Genomic DNA, 19,213 nt, shown 5'->3' with positions numbered 1-19,213 from the left:
CCTGTTAAACGAATACCCTCAGTTGTTACATCAATTTTAATCGCCATTAAAAAATTGCTACGTAGACCCACTTGTTACAACGATGGAGTTGATTTCCGTTCCGACTAGGCGCTTTCCTAGGGCCCAGCTTCACTCCAATCAGCTAATCCACTTTGCAAGAATTCCTTGATTTTTTTGAGAACACACATTGTCTATTTACTTAATGTTTTAATATAGAAATAAACTACTATTATAGTCTTCTTCATTTCATATACGTTAAGCATAGTAGGTCTAGAACTAACACTTTTTTAAGATACAACGTGTTCCTATATATATTTCACTATCTAAAGTCATTTCAAACTTAATTTTTTGTTTTATATCAAAACGTTAGTCATCTTGACGCTTTACTCTATTTGTCTCATAATTTTCATAGAAAATCGTATACTGTTTTTGAGTACGTATAACTACTATTCAATCTCCTTTCATTTCTAAAAAGTGCTGGAAATTAAGGAACTAAATGAAGGGTTTTATCGTTCTATGAATGATATACTCTATAAAACAAAACATGACTTTATTTCTATTAATGACTCTGGAATAATTAGAAATATATGAACCTCGTTATTGAAAAGAAAGGAGGAAGGGAGATGTTGTAATCTATCAACATCAATGAACAATGAAATACGTAATTAATTTTTTCAAAGGACTTATGATTACTATTATTGTTATTTGTATTTCGTTTTTTATGGTGACGCAACTTTTCAATACGCATGAAACTGAAGAGCCTGTAGTTGTAGATAATCGTCCTAGTGTAGAAGAGTTTATTGGTTCAATTGCTGAAATTGCACGGAAACTCGGTGCCGAAAATGACTTGTATGCATCGATTATCATTGCGCAAGCCGTTTTAGAAAGTGAGCATGGACAAAGTGGTCTTGGATCTGCTCCAAATAATAATTTATTTGGTATGAAAGGTAGTTATCAAAATGACTCCGTGACATTTGAAACATCTGAGGATGACGGGAAAGGTAATATGACTACGGTGATGGCTCAATTCCGCAAATATCCTTCCTATGAGGCATCTTTACAAGATTATGTAAAATTAATGCGTAATGGGGTTTCTTGGGACAAAAATTTCTATGCAGGCATTTTTAAAAGCAATGCGAAGTCCTACACAGATGCTACGAAGTTTTTAACAGGCTCCTACGCAACAGATTCACGATACAATGAAAAACTGAATGCACTAATAGCAAAGTATGATTTACAACAGTATGACAGCCCTGTCAAAGATAAAAAGACAATTACCGTAACTGATGGTGACTCGCTTATGCATATTGCAGAAGCTCATAATGTTAAAGTTACGTCCATCAAACAATGGAATCAGCTTCGATCTGATACACTTGAGGCTGGTCAGCAATTAAATATTTATAAATATTAATAATAAATCTCCATGTAATTTTTTTTCATGGAGATTTTTTCTTTCTTTTAAAGTCTATTATTATTAACTTATTAATCTGTAAATCACAGTTTCTATGTCAAAAACACGCTTGTTTAAAGCGTAAGTTCTATCTTCTACTTGCTGAGCAATTTTTTCAGTAAACTCACCTAAATGTTCGACAATATTTTTCTGAAGCTCTGCTTGTCCAATTTTAAGTTCATGCACATCACTCTTTAGTTCACGCACATCATTTTCAATTTTATCTAAGCGTTGTTCAATGTCGTCAATACGTTTGTTCATTACATCTAGTTGTTGGTCAATTCCGTCTAATCGTTGATCCATTCCGTCTAACCGATAGTCAATTCTGTCTAGTCGTTTATGAACCGGCGTCAATTCTTCTTTTAAAACGGAACGTAGTACCTCTTTTAACTCTAGATTCAATTCATAACCTCCGATCATTCAAATTTTGATTTCATTATAGCATAATGCAAATAGGTTATCTCTATCAATAATTTCCCGATTCTTATCAAAAATTGAAAAAGAGAAGCCAAATCAAGCTTCTCTAAATCTTTTATTTAAATAAGCTCCCAATAGCAGTAATAGAATTTGCCAAATCACTCCGATAGTGCTGATGCTGCTCGTCAAGACTATTAATATTAACCTCATTCCCGCCTAGCGAAGAATGTACATAAAGAAGCTCCCCTATATATAAAGCCATATGACCTGGGAAGTATATTAAGTCTCCCTTTTGTATGTTCCCTAAAGATATTTCCTTGATAGGAAAACCTTCAACAATTTTGGCATCGCGATATATATATACACCATTTAGCATATACGCCATTGAACATAAACCTGAGCAATCAATACCAAGTGGTGATTTCCCTCCCCAGCGATAGGGTGCTGCTAAATAGCTAAGCGCTGTTTGGACCACATTTTCTCGTATTTGTTGCTCAGATAAGCTGTTTTCTGGAATTTTTTCTTGTAACCATTGCCTACGTACATAACCAGTCTCCCCCGACACTAATTGCACTACTGCCCATTCAGGATCTAACCCGTCAATAGTAATCGAACAGATGATTGAACCTTTAACGAGCGTTATCATTTTCGCACTTTGAATTCGAGGCTGCTGCAAAACATCGGCGAAGCTTTGGTTAATAAAATGGTTTGCTTCTTGTCGCCAAGTATCTGTTTTTGTTTTATCAACTATTAAGTTAGCTTTTTGGCAATAGCCTTCATAGCGACAAGCGGTTTGTATGCGTGCCCAGTTCTCATCTATGTCTTCTATAATTTTTACCGACATCCCATATAGTACCTCATCCACTAATTCTGAGGATTCATCTGGCTTTGCGTGTAAATTTGCGATCATGGACGTCACAATGGCATTCATTCTATCCGCTCCTTCCGCTTCACCAAGTATTCGTAAACAACTTTGGAAATACGACCGATTAGCTGCCTCGCATAATCATTATTCGTAACCTCTGTTACGAAAACACCTATGAGATAATCCCCCGATCTACTGTACACAATCCCTGCATCATGATCTACCGTTTCAAGACCACCTGTTTTATGAGCAAGTTTCACATCATCTACTAAATAACGACTTAATGATTCGTGTATTCGTTGGCGACTTAAAATATCGATTGTTAGCTCACTAAATGCTAATGATAACAAGTCCTTACGATAAATTCGTGAAAATAATAGTGCCATATCACTTGCCGACGTTGTATTATCAAAGCCTTTTGCAAGCTTTTCAAAATCCATCATCTTCCGTTGAATGATTGTTTGCTTAAGCCCTATTTGACGAAAATAATGATTGAGTGCATCCATCCCTAGAAAATCGATTAATACATTTGTTGCTGTATTATCACTCGTAATAATCATCCATACTAAAAGCTCATAGATGGTACTTTGCTCTAGACGCTGCTCACTAATAACACTAAAATCAACCCACTCTTCTGGCGCTATCTCAATCTCTTGCTCTAAAGAATGGTTGTTACTTTCTAAATAGTTCAGAACAGCAAGCAGTATAGGCACCTTTATTAAGCTAGCACTTGAAAATGTGTCTTCTAGCTTTTCACTAATGAAAAATTGCTCAGTCTTACAATCTTTCACAAACATATGCACATTATAGGGAGCATTTTGAAGAATCTCTGTTATCGTTTGCTTCATATTTCACCTACTCTATCACTTTTATCATCTGATTCTCCGTATCCATTGTGATCGTACGACCTAGTGGCAGTGACATCGTTGGTAAGATGTGGCCACAAGTAATGTCCTTAATGATGGGTTTATGGAATGGACCTAAAATTTCTTGGAAAATGGTTTGTAGGGATAGGCTATGCTCTGGATGTTTTGGATTTTCAGGACCACAATTTGTCCAAGCTCCTAGTAAAATACCTGCCACCTCATCTAGTTTGCCTGCTAATTTTAGCTGCGTAAGCATCCGATCAACACGTTGCTGACTCTCGTCTACATCCTCTAAAAATAATATTTTGCCCTTTGTATCAATTTCATAAGGAGTTCCAAGAGATGCGGTAACTAATGTTAAGTTCCCACCAATAAGCTGTCCTGTTGCTTTTCCAGCTACAATCGTTGTCATTGTACGTCCAGGTGGATTTTCAAGGCAGTAGTCCGTCCGTTCTGTTGCTGTCACACTTTGGATAAAGGAATTCCATGTATATGGATCCATCTCTAGCCGAATAAATTCTGTAGATGGCATTGGTGTATGATACGTGACAAAGCCACATGTTTGGTTAAAAGCGATATGTAATGCTGTCACATCGCTATAGCCAGCAAATACTTTTGGGTTTGCCTTGATCATATCGAAATCTAAAAACGGTAAAATTTTCGTCGCTCCGTAACCTCCACGTATGCAGAAGATGCCATCAATATTTGGATCTCTAAACATTTGATTAACTTCAGAGGCTCTTAGCTCATCAGAGCCTGCTAAGTAGCCATGCCTAGCCCGACACGTTTCCCCAGCAACTACCTTAAAACCTAGTTTTTCAATACTTTTAACTGCGGGGAGAAATTTTTCTGGTGGGGTTGCACCTGAAGCACTTATCAAACCAATAGTGTCACCTTTTTTCAATGCCTTTGGACGAATCATTTGCTTACCTCCATCTTTAGTGAAGTACGGTATCTTTCCAATTCCTCTTCATTGGCCAATACAAAATGACCTTCCTCTATTTCGAAAAATGACGGTGGCTGAATGTCATAGCGGTGCTGTGACGGATCATAGATTTCTACGACTTTATCACGCTCCTTATAAGGATTTGGTTCAGGTACTGCCGATAATAATGCCCTTGTATATGGATGAATTGGATTAGTAAACAGCTTTTCTGTCTCTGCTAGCTCAACAATTTTACCTTTATAAATTACTGCAGTTCGGTCTGTAATAAATCGGACTACCGATAAGTCATGCGCAATGAATAAATAGGTTAAATCATTTTGCTGCTGTAAGTTTGCTAGTAAATTTAATACTTGTGCACGAATGGATACATCTAAAGCTGAAATTGGTTCGTCTGCAATAATAAACTCTGGCTCCATTACTAGTGCACGTGCAATTCCGATACGCTGACGCTGCCCTCCTGAAAATTCATGTGGGAAACGACTAGAAAACTCCGGTAATAATCCAACATTTAATAATGCATTGCGTACCTTCTGTTGACGATCGGCTTCATTTTTGATGTTTTTTGTATTAATAAGTCCCTCGGAAATAATATAGTCTACCTTTGCTCGTTCATTTAGCGATGCCATAGGATCTTGAAAAATCATTTGGATTTTCTGTGTAATTTCTCGATCCCACTCTTTTGATATTTTGCCATTTAGCTTCTTACCGTGATACAGTATTTGTCCTTCGCTGACTTCATTGATCCGCATAATCGCTCGACCGATTGTTGTTTTTCCTGAGCCTGATTCACCTACTAAACCGAACGTTTCACCTTTAAAAATATCGAAGCTGACATCATCAATAGCTATAAATTTATTTTTGCCTTTACCAAAAACGACCTTTAAATTTTTCACCTCAACTAACACGTCTTTATGACTCATGCGCGTATCGTCTCCCTTCTGCGAAAAATTCTTGTAATGCTTCAGGTGGCTCTACTTTCGGAGCAAGTGGATCCAATAGCCATGTACGTGCATAATGTGTGTCACTCACCTGAAAAAATGGAGGACGTTCCACAAAATCAATCTTTAACGCATATTGATTGCGAGGCGCAAAGGCATCTCCTTTAATTTCTTGAAAAAGATTCGGTGGAGTACCCTTGATGGAATAAAGCTGCTGCCCTTTTGAGCCTAGTTGCGGCAATGAAGAAATAAGCGCCCAAGTATAAGGATGCTTGCCGTTAAAGAAAATTTCATGCGTCTTGCCCACCTCAACGATATCACCTGCGTACATCACTGCAATTCGGTCGGCAACTTTCGCGACAACGCCTAAATCATGGGTTATATAAACGGTTGTTAGTCCATATTTTTGTTGGAGATTTTTTAGCAGCTGTAAAATTTGTGCTTGGATTGTTACATCTAATGCAGTTGTTGGTTCATCACAAATTAATATTTTGGGCTTACATGCTAGCGCAATCGCTATTACGATTCGTTGACGCATACCACCGGAAAATTCGTGAGGATATTGCTTATAGCGCTTTTCCACATCATATATGCCTACATCTTTTAACAATTTTAAGGTTTCTTCGTATGCGGCTTTCCCCTTTAAGCTTTGATGTAGATGAACGCATTCCTCGATTTGCTTACCGATCGTTTTAAGCGGATTTAATGATGTCATTGGATCCTGTGTCACCATTGCCACTTCTTTTCCACGAATGCTTAGCCACTCCCGCTCGGTTCTAAACTGTGCTAAATCCTGATTATTGTAGAGGATCTGCCCCTGATCAATGTGGCCATTTTTATCGAGCAAGCCCATAATTGATTTCATGAGAACGGATTTTCCTGAACCTGATTCGCCAACGATTGCAAGGCTTTCACCTTTGTATAAATCAAGGGAAATATTGCGAATAGCCATTAGCACTCTGCCACGAAGTGTAAATTTAATGACAAGGTTTTGAATGGTTAAAATAGGTGAATTAGTTTGTGTCACTTCCATCATCCCCCTTTATACGTGATTTTTCGGATCTGCTGCATCTGCAAATGAATTCCCTATAATATAAAATGCAATCGTAATGATACTTAATACAATACTTGGGAAAATGAGCTGATATCTTAATTCTGGAGACATCATGAGCACTCGGCCTTCATTGATTAAATTTCCTAAAGATGGTTCACTAATCGGTAGCCCTAATCCGATGTATGTTAAAAAAACTTCCGAGCCTATTGCAAATGGAATAGCTAAACTCATTCGTAGCATAATGACAGAAATAAGATAGGGTAATAGATTTTTCACAATAATTCGGTAATCAGGTGTTCCTAAACATTTTGACGCTAAGTTATATTCACGATCTCGTAAAATAACAATTTGATTGCGTATAAACCTCGCCATTTCTACCCAGCCGGTAATACACATAGCAATGATGATGGTTGAAATACTCGGTCGCAAAATATAGGACATTAAAATAAGTACGATAGTCGTCGGTATATTATCAACGACGTTGTAAAGCTGCGTAATAGGTAGCTCTAATTTACGCGAAAAACCCCAAAGCGTACCAATCGTAATACCTACGATAGCCTCTACTAAAGCAACGACACAGCCAATAAATAGCGAGGTCCTTGTCCCTGCCCAAATACGTGACCATAAATCCTGGCCAATGGAGTTTGTTCCAAACCAAAATTCAGTGCCTGGCGCAATATTACGTGCTTGGAGACCTGTTTGCTCATCAAGATATATTTCAGTCGGTGATTTTTGCGCTGGTAAATACGGCTGTAAAATCGTAAAGGTTACGATAATAAGCACGCCAACTAATAAAAAAACAGCGATGCGGTTTTTCAAAAAGGATTTCCAAGTTGAACGCCAATAAGAGTAATTAGAGTAGGCTGTTTCTTCAGCTTGACGGTCATCTACTTCCGCAAACTCGAACAATGTTTCACGTGATTTGTTTGAAATATTGTTTATTTCTTCTGAATACATTCCCATTAACGTACACTCTCCCCTTTCCCTAATTTAATCCGCGGATCTACAAGGGCCATAGCGATATCCCCTAAAATGAGTCCGATAATGCCAAGTGAAGAGAAAACAAGCACTAAGCCCTGTACAACCGTATTATCTTGTCGCTGTATAGCATCTACGAGTAAGCCCCCCATCCCAGGAATGGAATATAAAGATTCAATGTAGATAGAGCCTGTAATCGTAAAAAGAATAGTTGCGGGTAAATATTGTGCCATCGGAATAAAGGCATTTCGTAGTACATGTTTAAACATTAATGTACGTTCTTTAACACCTTTCGCCTTCGCTAGCTTAATATAATCCTTGTTTAGTTCATCCACCATATAACGTCGCATCCACATCGCATAGGAAGCAGTCGGCGCTAGTGCCATTGAAGTAAGAGGTAATATCCAAGTAATGGGCTGATACTCATCAAAAAGCATTGGCAAATGTAAAAATTCTGTAATATACATTTGAATGACTAAATAATAAACGGCGGCTGGCACTGCAACAACAATGACAATATAGCCAGTACCCAAACGGTCCAGCCAGCGTCCCTTCATCTGGGCCATCAATATTCCGAGCGGAACCCCTACTAAAAGAGAGAGTGCAACCGCACCTAAACCGAATAGCAAGGAATACATGATCTTATCTGCAATAATCGTGACGACTGGTACATCTGTCCGATATGTAACCGATTTACCTAAATCACCTTGAAACAAATTCGTGTAAAAATTCCCCAATTGTACAAGTAATGGGTCCCGTAAACCTAAATTCGTTAAATAGATCTCTTGTTGAGCAGGTGACATTTTATCCGCTGCTGCGCCTAAATAACCTTCTTCAGGCATTAAACGAAGTAATGAAAAAACAATCGTAATAATAATAAACAGTGTTAAAACTGATTGTAATAAACGTTTACCTATATACCCCAGCATCACTTCATCCTCCTTTTTCAGAAAGACTAAAGGAGATCCCGACTTTTCTATTTCGGTATCTCCTTCATCAATACTCACTACTTTTGAATATTTATCTTGAATGGAGCCATCATGTTTTTCCAACATGAACTACCCTACCCTAATGATCGATTGATTCAACTAACAATTATCGGGATAGGTTTTTAAATAATTGAATTTTCAATTATTTCGCCGCATTAGCTAACGCATCCGCTCTTTCTTGCTCCCACTTCGCTAAAGCTTCTTTAAACTCCTCGTTACTCATTGGTTTTTCTAAAACTCGCTGACCTTTAAATTTCTCGGCAGTCACACCAAATGGGGAATATTGAGCCTCGAATGGATTTAATTTAGAAGCAACATAGCCACTTCCTCCTACTGAATAAGGAATGACAAATGCCTCATCAATTAAGAACGCTTCCGCTTTCGCAAACAGCTCGTAACGTTTTGCTGTATCGATCGTCGCTTTTGCTTCGTCCACTAAGTTTTGATATTTTGTTTTTCCGTTTGCTTCTGTATAACCTTCAGCTAGCTCCGGTTTATTATAAGTGCCGTCTGCAGTGAATGGATCTGTATACGTTGATGGATCAGCATAGTCTGGACCCCAGTTAGCTTCAAGGAATGCAAATTTACCAGGTTTACGAACCTCTGCTAAAAAGCCTGTCGATGGTCCGGCCTCTACAATAACGTCTACATAATCAGTACCTAATAATTTTTCAATCTGCTGTTCAACGACTTGTGAACGATTTGCCCAATCTGGACTACCAGAGTTATAAGGCATTAACACTTTTACAGGGAAAGTTACGTTCCCTTCTAGCGCTTTTTTCGCTTTTTCTTTATATTCCAATGCCTTTTCTTTATTAAAGGAGTCATTGTTTGCTAGATTAGCTAATGGTTCTAATTGTGTATAGTCAGCTCCCTCTACGTTGACAAAGTTTTTAGGCGTAATTGTGTTGCTCAGTAAATCTTTTGGATTATAAGGTTCTAACGTTAGCATCGCAGATTCGCGGTCAAGCGCATGGAACAATGATTTTCGGAAATCTTTATTATTGACCGCTTTCTTCCAATTTTCAGGCTCGTATTCTGCATCAAACTGCGGATTAAAATTTAATGCAAAGAAGTACGTATAGAAGTTATTCTGTGTTTGACGGATTTGTGTTTTTTTCTTTTCGTCTTTAAACCACTCATCAATAATAGAAGTTGGAATACTCGCTGAATCGATTTCTCCTCGTAAAAATAATTCTGGTGCTACTGTAGCCGCTTCTTTATTGTATTTATAGCGAATACGATCAATCAGTACATTGTCTTTATCCCAATACTTATCATTTTTCACAAGTACTCGCTCATTTTGCGGTTCAAATTTATCTAAAATAAACGATCCGTTATAAAGGAAATTTTCACGAGTTGTACCAAAACTATCACCTTTTTCTTCTATAAACTTACCGTTAACTGGGAAGAAGCAGACATAGTTCAACATAGACAGGAAATAAGGTGTAGGCGTTTCTAAAGTATATTCCACTGTTTGCTTATCTATCGCCTTAATGCCTACCTTCGTAAAGTCAGTCATATCCCCGTTATAGAAGGCCTCCCCATTTTTCACGACCGTTGCAATCCAAGCTGTCGATGATTCATTTTTTGCATCAAGTACATAATGCAAGCCATCTACGAAATCTTGAGCAACAACATCCGTATACTCTTTACCGTCATGTGTAACCCATTTTGCATCGTCACGAAGCTTGAACGTCCAAACAGTAGCATCGTCATTTGATGACCATTCTTTCGCTAAGCCCGGTTGCACAACACCATACTTATCATACTCAATTAATCCATCCACTAAGTTCGCTGCTACAGCAAACTCATTCGTTTCAGAGGTCTTTAAGTAATTTAGCGTCTTTATTTCCCCAGAATAAACAACCCGATACTCTGATTTTTTTTCACTTGAAGAATCGTCACTACAGGCTGCACAAAGCATTACAACTAGACACGCGAAAAGCAACCAATACCTTTTCATCATAAGCATCCCCCTAGCAATCTTTTTATCTCGCATAAACGGGTAGCGATTTATATGTACCGTAAGCGAAATCGTCAAGTACAAGACTCCCACTTCAAGATATATAAGTGGGGAGGTTAACTACCCGTAAAAGCCCGTTTTGTTCATCAGTGGAGGGTGAAACACTTCCACTGATGAAGCTACATTGAAAATCCTACCCCAACCGCATCCGTCATCCTAATTCGATCATTTTCAAATATTGGACCCCCGGCAATAGGATCTTTCACACATAAACTAGGTCCATCTAAATCTATCATCGTGATATTTTTCTGTGATGCGGCAAAATGTGCAGCAGCACTTACGCTAATTTTTGTCTCTAGCATACAGCCAATCATGCATGGTATGTCGTTTGCCTCCGCAATGTGGCAAATTTTCTGTGCTTGATATATGCCTCCCGTTTTCATGAGCTTAATATTAATCAAATCGGCAGCTCGCTTTTCAATAATTGTATAGGCATCTTTTGCAGAGAAAACACTTTCATCCGCCAAAATGTTCGTCAATGTATTAGCCGTCACGAATTGCATTCCTACTAGATCGTGGCAATGAACAGGCTGCTCAACCAATTCAACATTCGTCCCTGCATCTTCAAGTGCGCCAATAATTTGTACAGCCTGCTTCGGTGTCCAGCCCTGATTCGCGTCCACTCGTAATGTTATGGCGTGTCCAACTGCATCACGAATAGCAATAACCCGCTTTACATCACCTTCTGGATCTTTCCCCACCTTGATTTTTAAAATTTGAAAACCTCGCTGAACAGCAGCTATACTGTCCTTCACCATTTCTTCAGAATCATTTACACTTATCGTAATATCTGTAATTAATTCTTTCCGGTAGCCCCCTAGTAATTTATACAGCGGTGTATGATAGTGTTTCGCCAATAAATCATAAATCGCCATATCTACGGCAGCTTTCGCACTGGTGTTTTGATAAATACTGCTGTCTATTCGCTCCATAATTGCTGTCAATTCTTCAATATCCATCCCGATAATGGCTGGCTTGATATACTCCTCTATAGCGTGCGAAATGGACCCTAGTGTTTCACCAGTAATGGCTGCAGTTGGTGCAGCTTCACCGATGCCTATTTGCCCATCATCAGTGTGAACATAGACGGCAATATTGTGAATGCTGTGCACTGTTCTTAAAGCTGTTTTAAACGGTGTTATAAGCGGTGCTTTAACTTTCCCTACGATAATATTTTTTATTTTCATCCATTCACCTACCTTTACGTTGCTTATGTTAAGAATTGTAATATTCGAAGCACCTCATAAAAATTATCCGTTACGAATTCCACTGTATTATGTGGTTTAAACGTAGCATTCGGATAGAACGAGTTTCGATATGCACGCGTATGATCACGATAAATGATTTCCACTACAAAGCGCTCCGGTAATGGTACTTTCAAATCTTCCCGAGGAACTTTCATTGAGTCCTCAACAAGTCGTTTCGTTTCTTTAATCGTCAGCTGCGGGCTGACACTAATAGTCGCATTTCCGATCCCTTCTTTTGTAGCAAATGTGAGGATATGATTATTGATTGATTGAATTTCCTCTGTTAACCCCACATCTCCACTAACAAATGAAACAGGAACACCATGTAAAGCAGCCGCGTACGTATTAATTAAAAATTCACTCGCATACTCCCCATTAATTTTTACATCCGCAAAAACACAAAGCGTATGTGCCAAAGGATTACGCGCACTTCCCCCTTTACTGTGGTACCCAATAAAAATCGCGCGATCAAAGCTCTTTTCAAGTCCTGCAACCATACACATCGGGTCATACGTCCAACCTCGTATAATCTTGCAATTTACTGGTAAATTAGAAATATCAAGATTACGTGCCGAATCATGGGCATCCTTTAGTAATATTTCAGTTGCTCCACCACGAATAGCCCCCTCTATAGCGGCTTCCACTTCCCTTGTCATTTGCTTTTGGAAAAACTGATAATCTGGCGCGTTTAGCTCCGTCTCACTCCAAGCTGTTGTACCAGTAATCCCTTCAATATCTGCACTAATATAGACCTTCATAGAAATCGAAACTCCTTTACTTTATTGTCTTGGATCATTGCTTCCACAGCTCCATAGCTAGCTTCTTTTGCACCAACACGTCTTGCCCATGAAACATTGTTAAGATCGTAATGCCACCATTCCTCTGAATAATTCGTAAACCCAACCATGGTCATACAGTTATACAGAAGACGTCGATGAACACATGCTTCCCAATCTTCCTTTGGATGTTGTTCAAAATAGCGTGTTGCAGACTTTTCACTGATTTCATCAAATGCTGAACCTAAATTTAACGCATTCCCCTCTAAATCTCCTAGTGTTAGATCAATCGCTCCACCTGTTAAATGCGGAACAAGATGAGCTTGATCAATGCTTGGAAACGCAACATACTTACGCGTTTCTTTTACAACCTTTTGCTCAGAAAAATGGGGAAAAAGCTGGGCTATTTGCTTTGAAAAATTCGCAAACAAAAATTGCTGCACTTGGAATGGACGATAGCCATCATATAAGATCAGACTAAAATTTTCAGGTAATAATAATAACGCTTCTATTAATCGGTCATATACACCTTGACGTAAATAAAAAGCTTGTAAACTATTTGGTATTTTTTGATGATAGTACATTGGCTCAATAAAAATTCTTGAATGTTCTTCTCCAATTCGAATGATTGGCTCGCCATTTTCACAAATTGCTGGTGTTGATTCCCTCATTGAAGTTTTATTTACCTCAATGGGTTGAAGGATGGGGTCATGTATAGTTCACACCTCCAATTTCAGGTTTCGATAAAATTTTTAGATAATTCAGTTTTATCGAATGTATCACACCTTAAATTTATTGACTAGATAAAAAAAGAAATCTTACAGAGTTATAGCTATTCTCTGCTTTTTTAACAAGATGCGCCAAATCATTGATGCGAGCAGTCGAAAGGTGATGTTTTATCACCTTTTTAGGGATTTTATTCGTGGATAGGGTAGAAGATTACCGAAATATAATAAAAAATGACCAATTTAAGCCTCTTCAAGGATTTCTCAACCATAACGTGAGGTTGATTTCGTTCTAACTGGGCGCTTTCCTGGGGGCATGCAATGGAACGGAAATTAGCTTATATAAATGGCATACGTTTTATGAAATGACATCCACCTGTTGTGATGAGCCTTAGTAATTAGTTATAAAAAAACCTCCATTTTGATATTAATCAAAACGGAGGTAAACTCTTCTAATTATTTCGAAATTACTAAACGGTCTAATGGCCAAGTAAATAGTATTTTTATTAATATTTCGCGCACTAAAGATGAAGTTTCATATACAGAAGAACGAATATGACATTGAATAGTTTTATTATCAAAGTTAAACCAGAACCATCTTGCTGGATATTTAGTTTCTTGAACTCCGTAATATACTTCAATTTTTCTATTTTCATATGATATCTTCAATAATCTAAATCTCCATTTTTGACGAATTCCGATATTTCTCCCTACAGTTTTTGGTAAGTCTTGTTCAAGAGATTGCGGCGCTATTGAAATCCAACATCCATCTGTAAGATTTTCCTTCTGTCGATAAAGTAATTGGACTTCATTTATTTCTTTACCAATTCCAATCGAATCTAACTTATAATCTAATAATGTCTCGGAGAAAGAATTCATTCTTTCTGAAGTAAACCATTCTACTCTCGTTACTTCATCTTCCCCCCATTTCCCTCGATCATATCTAGCTGTATAACTTACAGTAGCAAAAAATTTTTTTGATAAATCACGGTTTATTTCCATTAAATTCGCAAGAAATTCTAGTAACTCTTCGTCAGTGGCATCACCTTCAAAAACGGATATCTCTATCGTTGTAAATCCTACAGAATAGCTTAAAGCCTTGTTATTTTTATAATCAATTCCAATAAAGCCTACTCTATTATTAATGATAAAAGGATTACCCTGTTTTACCAAATTTGTATCAGCATAAATAAAAGGGAAAGCCCAATCATAAAAAAATTGTTTTACTCGAATAAGTCCATTTTGAAGTTTTGCGTAGAAGTAAATAGAACTGCGATTGTCTTTTGTTTCCGGACGCAATGAAAAATTATAGATTTTTTGCAGTTGTTTCTCATTTGGTAGCAAAGGGCTGAAATTAATATGTTCCACTTGTTCATCTAACGGCATTCCATCATTCATAAAGCTAGAATTGATAAGCTTCAACTTTATGTCCATGTCGACCAATTGTAGTCTGTGCCTGTGATAGTGAATTTAAAATGGCTTCCTCTGTTGCTTCTGTAGCAGCTGCAAATAATTGATTCATAATAGGATGATCCTCACGTAGTTGTGTACGTGTTTCGACGAGCTGATCTGATAGATGAGCGATATGATGGGCTGTTGTAAAGCCAATAACTATATCTCCGCTACCATGTGAAAAATGACTGCCTGTACGCCCTAATCCGATACTACAGCGTTTAATGACACGTGTCAGTTGACGACTACTAAGCGGCGCATCCGTGGCAAGTACGATGATAATGGAACCATCTGTCGGAGATAATGTCGATTCACTTTGACCGTTCGAAGCAATATATCTATGTGCTTGAAACTCTGAGCTTTGCCCGAAATTACTAAGGACCATACATCCTACCGTATAGTTCGTTGACTCATGCGTCACAGTTCGGGAAGATGAGCCAATCCCACCTTTATAGCCAAAGCACATCATTCCTTTTCCTGCACCAACTGCCCCTTCCTTTGCTGTTTCATTTGATGCGTTGCGGATTGCTTCCACAGCATGCTCCGGTGTGATAGGACATTCTCGGATAGAGTTTAAATAGCTATCGTTACATTCCCCGACTACGATATTAATTGTTCCTGTTGAATGACCTATTTCACTATTCGAATCTAGCATAAATTGTAACGTTCCTTGTGTTACAGCTGGAACGCCAAATGTATTCGTTAGCATAATTGGTGATTCAATAACCCCTAGTTCATTCACTTGAACGAGCCCTGTCGTTTTCCCAAAACCATTTATCACATAGCTTGCAGCAGTAACCTTTTGCTGAAATAAATTGCCATTATGCGGTAAAATCGCTGTTACTCCTGTACAGGCATAAGCGCCGTCTTGATTCAACTTCTCATCGAGCGTTACATGACCTACATGCACGCCAGCTACATCGGTAATACAATTTTTCTCACCAGTGGGTATTGTTCCAATAACGATTCCCCTATCTCGTACTTTCATTTTACTCCCCCTTATGAATCGCCATATTTACAGCAGCCATTGCATGAAGAATTGCTGTATCAAAAACTGGTACTTCCAGATCTTCCTGTTTAATAAGTAATCCAATCTCTGTACAGCCTAATATAATTCCTTGTGCTCCCGACTGCACAAGGTTTTCAATTACATGTAAATAATATTCCTTCGATGTTTGTTCAATTTGGCCCAAACATAATTCCTCATAGATGATACGATTGACCTCAGTACGCTCGTCAGCAAGTGGAACAATCACTTCAATACCAAATCCCTCTACTCTAGCTTTATAGAAATCTTGTTCCATCGTGTACTTTGTCCCAAGAAGGGCAACTTTCTGTAAACTAGCTTTTTCTATTTGATTTGCTGTCGCATCCGCTATATGTAAAATCGGTATTTGGATTTTTGCGGCAACGATATCTATAACTTTGTGCATTGTATTTGTACAAATGATAATAAAATCTGCCCCTGCACTCTCTAGAGATTGAGCTGCTTCTCCCAACACTTGCCCAGCCTTCTCCCAATCTCCCTTAGCTTGGTAATGCTCAATTTCTTGAAAATCTACACTATACAAAATACATTTGGCTGAATGTAAGCCTCCTAATTGTGTCTTTACCTCTTGATTTATAAGACGGTAATACTCAGCAGAAGACTCCCAGCTCATACCACCAATCATGCCAATAGTTTTCATACAAATTCCCCCTTTAATTTGACTGATTACCCGAAACATCATGTTGATTTCCGCTCGACTAGCGCCTTTTTTGCGGCCTCAGTCTTCACTCTAATCGACTCGGTTTCAACAAATGCTATACCCTACTTTTGTTAATAAGGCTATGATTTTATTATTATACTAAAAAGCCACAATAAATAAGGGAATTTTCAAAAATTTTGCTGTTTGTATTCTCCTTCCTCCATTTCTACCGCTTTTCTTTTTAAGAGCGTAACTATCTAATTAATAGGATGGGAATAGAGGTAACAACAATATTAATACTAATAAAAAAGTAACTAGCATCTTTATACTCAAATCAATTATGCCTTTCCACAGGACGTGGCGTTCTTAGACTGAGTTCCTCTATTTCAGCGTATGTTGTACACCTATTGAAAAGTAGATTAAATCCGTATTCTTCTCACCACCTATAGAGGTAGAGATCTCTACTGAAAGAAGTTAATAGAGAATATGAAAAGCCAATTAAACCATTCAAAATCAATAACACAATAAATGGAAACCCAGAAAACAAAAAAGTAATACTAATCAACATCTAGGGATATATATATCAAATATTGTAAAAATATTGCGTCGCACAAAAAAATTAATACAATTCTGTATTTTCAAAAAGTGGATATATTGCAAAAAAACAGTGTAGACTAAAGCGTATTGAGATTGGAGGAAAGCAAATGGAATGGTTATCGAATATTGTAGGTGATACTAATAATATTTTATGGACATATTGCATTATCACATTGTTAATAGCTGCTGGATTGTATTTTTCATTTGGCACAAAATTTGTCCAAATTCGACTTTTCCCTGAAATGTTTCGTTTAATAGTGGAGAAAAGAGAGGGAGATTCAGGTGTTTCTCCGTTCCAAGCCTTTACGATTAGCGCAGCCTCACGTGTAGGTACTGGGAATATTACAGGTGTTGCATTAGCCATCGGTGTAGGTGGACCTGGAGCAGTATTTTGGATGTGGATTATTGCCATCTTAGGAATGGCGACTGCCTTTATTGAAAGTACGCTTGCACAGGTGTACAAAGTAAAGGATGGCGATACGTTCCGTGGTGGACCAGCCTATTATATGGAAAAAGCGTTAGGCCAACGTAAATTAGGGGTTATTTTTGGTATTCTTTTAACGTTAAGCTTTGGCTTTATATTTAATGCGGTACAATCGAATACGATTGCAACTTCTGTAGGTGAGGCATTTAATATTAATCCTACTATCATTGGTATTATTCTAGTTGTGTTAACGGCCATGATTATTTTTGGTGGCGTACATAGAATCGTAAAAGTTACGCAAGTACTTGTACCCGTGATGGCAGTTTTCTATTTAGCTGTAGCTCTATTTGTTATTGTAACGAATCTGACTGAAATACCTGCCGTTTTCAAACTGATTTTCACAGAAGCGTTTGGTCTTCAGGAAGCTGCTGGTGGTGCGATTGGTGCTGCTATTATGCAAGGTGTACGCCGTGGCTTATTTTCTAATGAAGCCGGTATGGGTAGTGTCCCTAATGCCGCAGCTACAGCTAATACCTCACATCCTGCGAAGCAAGGGTTAGTGCAAAGTTTAGGTGTATTTTTTGATACAATTATGATTTGTTCTGCAACAGCATTTATCATTATTTTAGCGGGTCTATATAATACTGGTGAAAGTAATGGAATTATTCTTACACAAAATTCCTTAGCTGTACATGTAGGTGGATGGGCTCCTTACTTTATTGCAATTTCTATTATTTTCTTTGCCTTTAGTTCGATCGTTGGAAATTACTATTACGGTGAATCTAATATTGAGTTTATGAATGCTCATAAAAGTTGGATGTTTGTCTACCGTATTTTAGTTCTTGCTATGGTGATGTTTGGTTCTCTTGCGCAAGTAGAGCTTGTTTGGAACTTAGCAGACCTATTCATGGGACTAATGGCTATCATCAATATTACGATCATCTTGTTACTTGGTAAAATTGCCTTCCAAGTGTTAGACGACTTTACAATGCAACGCAATGCAGGCAAAAATCCTGTATTTTATGCAAAATCAATCCCAACATTGAAAAATACTGATTGCTGGGAAGAAGATCGATAATCTATACAAAAACGCCATTCCTCAAACGGAATGGCGTTTTTTGTTATGTTTAAATTAATATTTAAATTGACTAATTAGCTGCTTTAGCTCGTCTGCCATATGAGCAAGCGCTTGTGCAGAAGCATTAATTTCTTCCATCGAAGCTAATTGTTCCTCTGTAGACGCTGCAACATCCTCTGAGGCAGCTGCATTTCCTTTTGCTGAGAATGCCAAATCTTCCGTTACAGCAGTCACTTCTTGTACACCTGCTGACATTTGTTCAGAGGCAGAAGATACCTCTTCCATTTTAGGAGTAATTTTATCCATGCTCGTTTTAATCATTTGGAATTTAGTGATGGCTTCATCCGATACTTGTAGTCCATTTTGAACATCCTCCGTAACCTTTGCCATGATGTTTACGGATTGTTCTGTTTCTAATTGAATACCATTGATTAGGCCGAAAATTTGCTTTGCAGATTCCTGCGATTGCTCCGCCAGCTTTCTAACTTCATCAGCAACAACTGCAAAGCCTTTTCCGTGCTCTCCTGCTCTTGCTGCCTCAATAGCTGCATTGAGAGCAAGTAAGTTCGTTTGATCAGCAATGCTTGTAATCACATCTAAAATGGACGTAATTTGCTGAGAGCGTTCATGTAACGATTGAATTTTCGTGTTGGAATCGGTCACCGATACATGAATAGATTGCATTTGATCTTTTGTA

The 19,213-nt window shown here is 38.0% G+C and carries 18 protein-coding genes; 2 read left to right on the top strand and 16 right to left on the bottom strand.

Annotated elements, in window-relative coordinates:
* Positions 1 to 652 precede the first annotated feature (652 nt).
* Positions 653 to 1,411, top strand: coding sequence for a glucosaminidase domain-containing protein (locus tag ACQKN4_RS18510; RefSeq protein ID WP_427484480.1), 759 nt, complete (start codon positions 653 to 655; stop codon positions 1,409 to 1,411).
* Positions 1,412 to 1,474: 63 nt separating this feature from the next.
* On the opposite strand, the gene ACQKN4_RS18505 is transcribed toward ACQKN4_RS18510, so the two are convergent.
* The 15 genes from ACQKN4_RS18505 to ACQKN4_RS18435 form a co-directional block, all read right to left on the bottom strand.
* Positions 1,475 to 1,852, bottom strand: a complete 378-nt coding sequence (locus tag ACQKN4_RS18505; protein ID WP_079560155.1) for a hypothetical protein — start codon at positions 1,850 to 1,852, stop codon at positions 1,475 to 1,477.
* A 130-nt stretch (positions 1,853 to 1,982) separates the two neighbouring features.
* Positions 1,983 to 2,798 (bottom strand): C40 family peptidase, encoded by an 816-nt coding sequence (locus ACQKN4_RS18500; RefSeq protein ID WP_427484479.1) that lies wholly within the window; start codon positions 2,796 to 2,798, stop codon positions 1,983 to 1,985.
* Positions 2,795 to 3,580: a serine hydrolase gene (locus ACQKN4_RS18495; protein ID WP_427484478.1), complete on the bottom strand. Its 786-nt coding sequence runs from the start codon at positions 3,578 to 3,580 to the stop codon at positions 2,795 to 2,797. The genes ACQKN4_RS18500 and ACQKN4_RS18495 overlap by 4 nt, the downstream gene beginning before the upstream one ends.
* A 7-nt stretch (positions 3,581 to 3,587) precedes the next feature.
* Entirely contained in the window at positions 3,588 to 4,520 is a 933-nt protein-coding gene (locus tag ACQKN4_RS18490; protein WP_079560152.1) for a S66 peptidase family protein, read from the bottom strand.
* Positions 4,517 to 5,464: an ATP-binding cassette domain-containing protein gene (locus ACQKN4_RS18485; RefSeq protein ID WP_427484477.1), complete on the bottom strand. Its 948-nt coding sequence runs from the start codon at positions 5,462 to 5,464 to the stop codon at positions 4,517 to 4,519. Before ACQKN4_RS18485 ends, ACQKN4_RS18490 begins: the two co-directional genes overlap by 4 nt.
* The gene (locus tag ACQKN4_RS18480) at positions 5,454 to 6,509 is read right to left on the bottom strand and encodes an ABC transporter ATP-binding protein (RefSeq protein ID WP_240518198.1); all 1,056 of its coding nucleotides are present in this window, start codon (positions 6,507 to 6,509) and stop codon (positions 5,454 to 5,456) included. The genes ACQKN4_RS18485 and ACQKN4_RS18480 overlap by 11 nt, the downstream gene beginning before the upstream one ends.
* 15 nt (positions 6,510 to 6,524) lie before the next feature.
* Positions 6,525 to 7,499 (bottom strand): ABC transporter permease, encoded by a 975-nt coding sequence (locus ACQKN4_RS18475; protein WP_427484476.1) that lies wholly within the window; start codon positions 7,497 to 7,499, stop codon positions 6,525 to 6,527.
* Positions 7,499 to 8,569, bottom strand: coding sequence for an ABC transporter permease (locus tag ACQKN4_RS18470; protein ID WP_427484475.1), 1,071 nt, complete (start codon positions 8,567 to 8,569; stop codon positions 7,499 to 7,501). The genes ACQKN4_RS18475 and ACQKN4_RS18470 overlap by 1 nt, the downstream gene beginning before the upstream one ends.
* 76 nt (positions 8,570 to 8,645) lie before the next feature.
* Complete coding sequence (locus ACQKN4_RS18465; protein ID WP_427484500.1) at positions 8,646 to 10,469, bottom strand: peptide ABC transporter substrate-binding protein; 1,824 nt, start codon at positions 10,467 to 10,469, stop codon at positions 8,646 to 8,648.
* A gap of 179 nt (positions 10,470 to 10,648) precedes the next feature.
* A complete protein-coding gene (locus ACQKN4_RS18460) occupies positions 10,649 to 11,716 on the bottom strand; it encodes a dipeptide epimerase (protein WP_427484474.1) in 1,068 nt (355 codons plus the stop codon).
* Between the two features lie 23 nt (positions 11,717 to 11,739).
* Positions 11,740 to 12,534, bottom strand: a complete 795-nt coding sequence (locus ACQKN4_RS18455; protein WP_079560146.1) for a M55 family metallopeptidase — start codon at positions 12,532 to 12,534, stop codon at positions 11,740 to 11,742.
* A complete protein-coding gene (locus ACQKN4_RS18450) occupies positions 12,531 to 13,223 on the bottom strand; it encodes a M15 family metallopeptidase (RefSeq protein ID WP_427484473.1) in 693 nt (230 codons plus the stop codon). The genes ACQKN4_RS18455 and ACQKN4_RS18450 overlap by 4 nt, the downstream gene beginning before the upstream one ends.
* 510 nt (positions 13,224 to 13,733) lie before the next feature.
* A complete protein-coding gene (locus ACQKN4_RS18445) occupies positions 13,734 to 14,675 on the bottom strand; it encodes a hypothetical protein (protein WP_427484472.1) in 942 nt (313 codons plus the stop codon).
* A gap of 4 nt (positions 14,676 to 14,679) precedes the next feature.
* Positions 14,680 to 15,717, bottom strand: coding sequence for a P1 family peptidase (locus ACQKN4_RS18440; RefSeq protein WP_427484471.1), 1,038 nt, complete (start codon positions 15,715 to 15,717; stop codon positions 14,680 to 14,682).
* Position 15,718: 1 nt separating this feature from the next.
* On the bottom strand, positions 15,719 to 16,417 hold the full coding sequence (locus ACQKN4_RS18435; RefSeq protein WP_079560143.1) for an aspartate/glutamate racemase family protein: 699 nt from the start codon (positions 16,415 to 16,417) through the stop codon (positions 15,719 to 15,721).
* A 704-nt stretch (positions 16,418 to 17,121) separates the two neighbouring features.
* On the opposite strand from ACQKN4_RS18435, the gene ACQKN4_RS18430 reads away from it, so the two are divergent.
* Positions 17,122 to 18,516 carry an alanine/glycine:cation symporter family protein gene (locus ACQKN4_RS18430; protein ID WP_079560142.1) on the top strand — a complete coding sequence of 465 codons (1,395 nt, stop codon included), beginning with the start codon at positions 17,122 to 17,124 and terminating at the stop codon, positions 18,514 to 18,516.
* Between the two features lie 54 nt (positions 18,517 to 18,570).
* On the opposite strand, the gene ACQKN4_RS18425 is transcribed toward ACQKN4_RS18430, so the two are convergent.
* A partial coding sequence (locus tag ACQKN4_RS18425; protein ID WP_427484470.1) for a methyl-accepting chemotaxis protein occupies positions 18,571 to 19,213 on the bottom strand: 643 nt, incomplete at its 5' end.

It is taken from the genome of Lysinibacillus sp. NPDC093692 (assembly GCF_050280125.1).
Taxonomy (GTDB): Bacteria; Bacillota; Bacilli; order Bacillales_A; family Planococcaceae; genus Lysinibacillus.
This window is presented reverse-complemented; position numbering and strand designations above follow the sequence as displayed.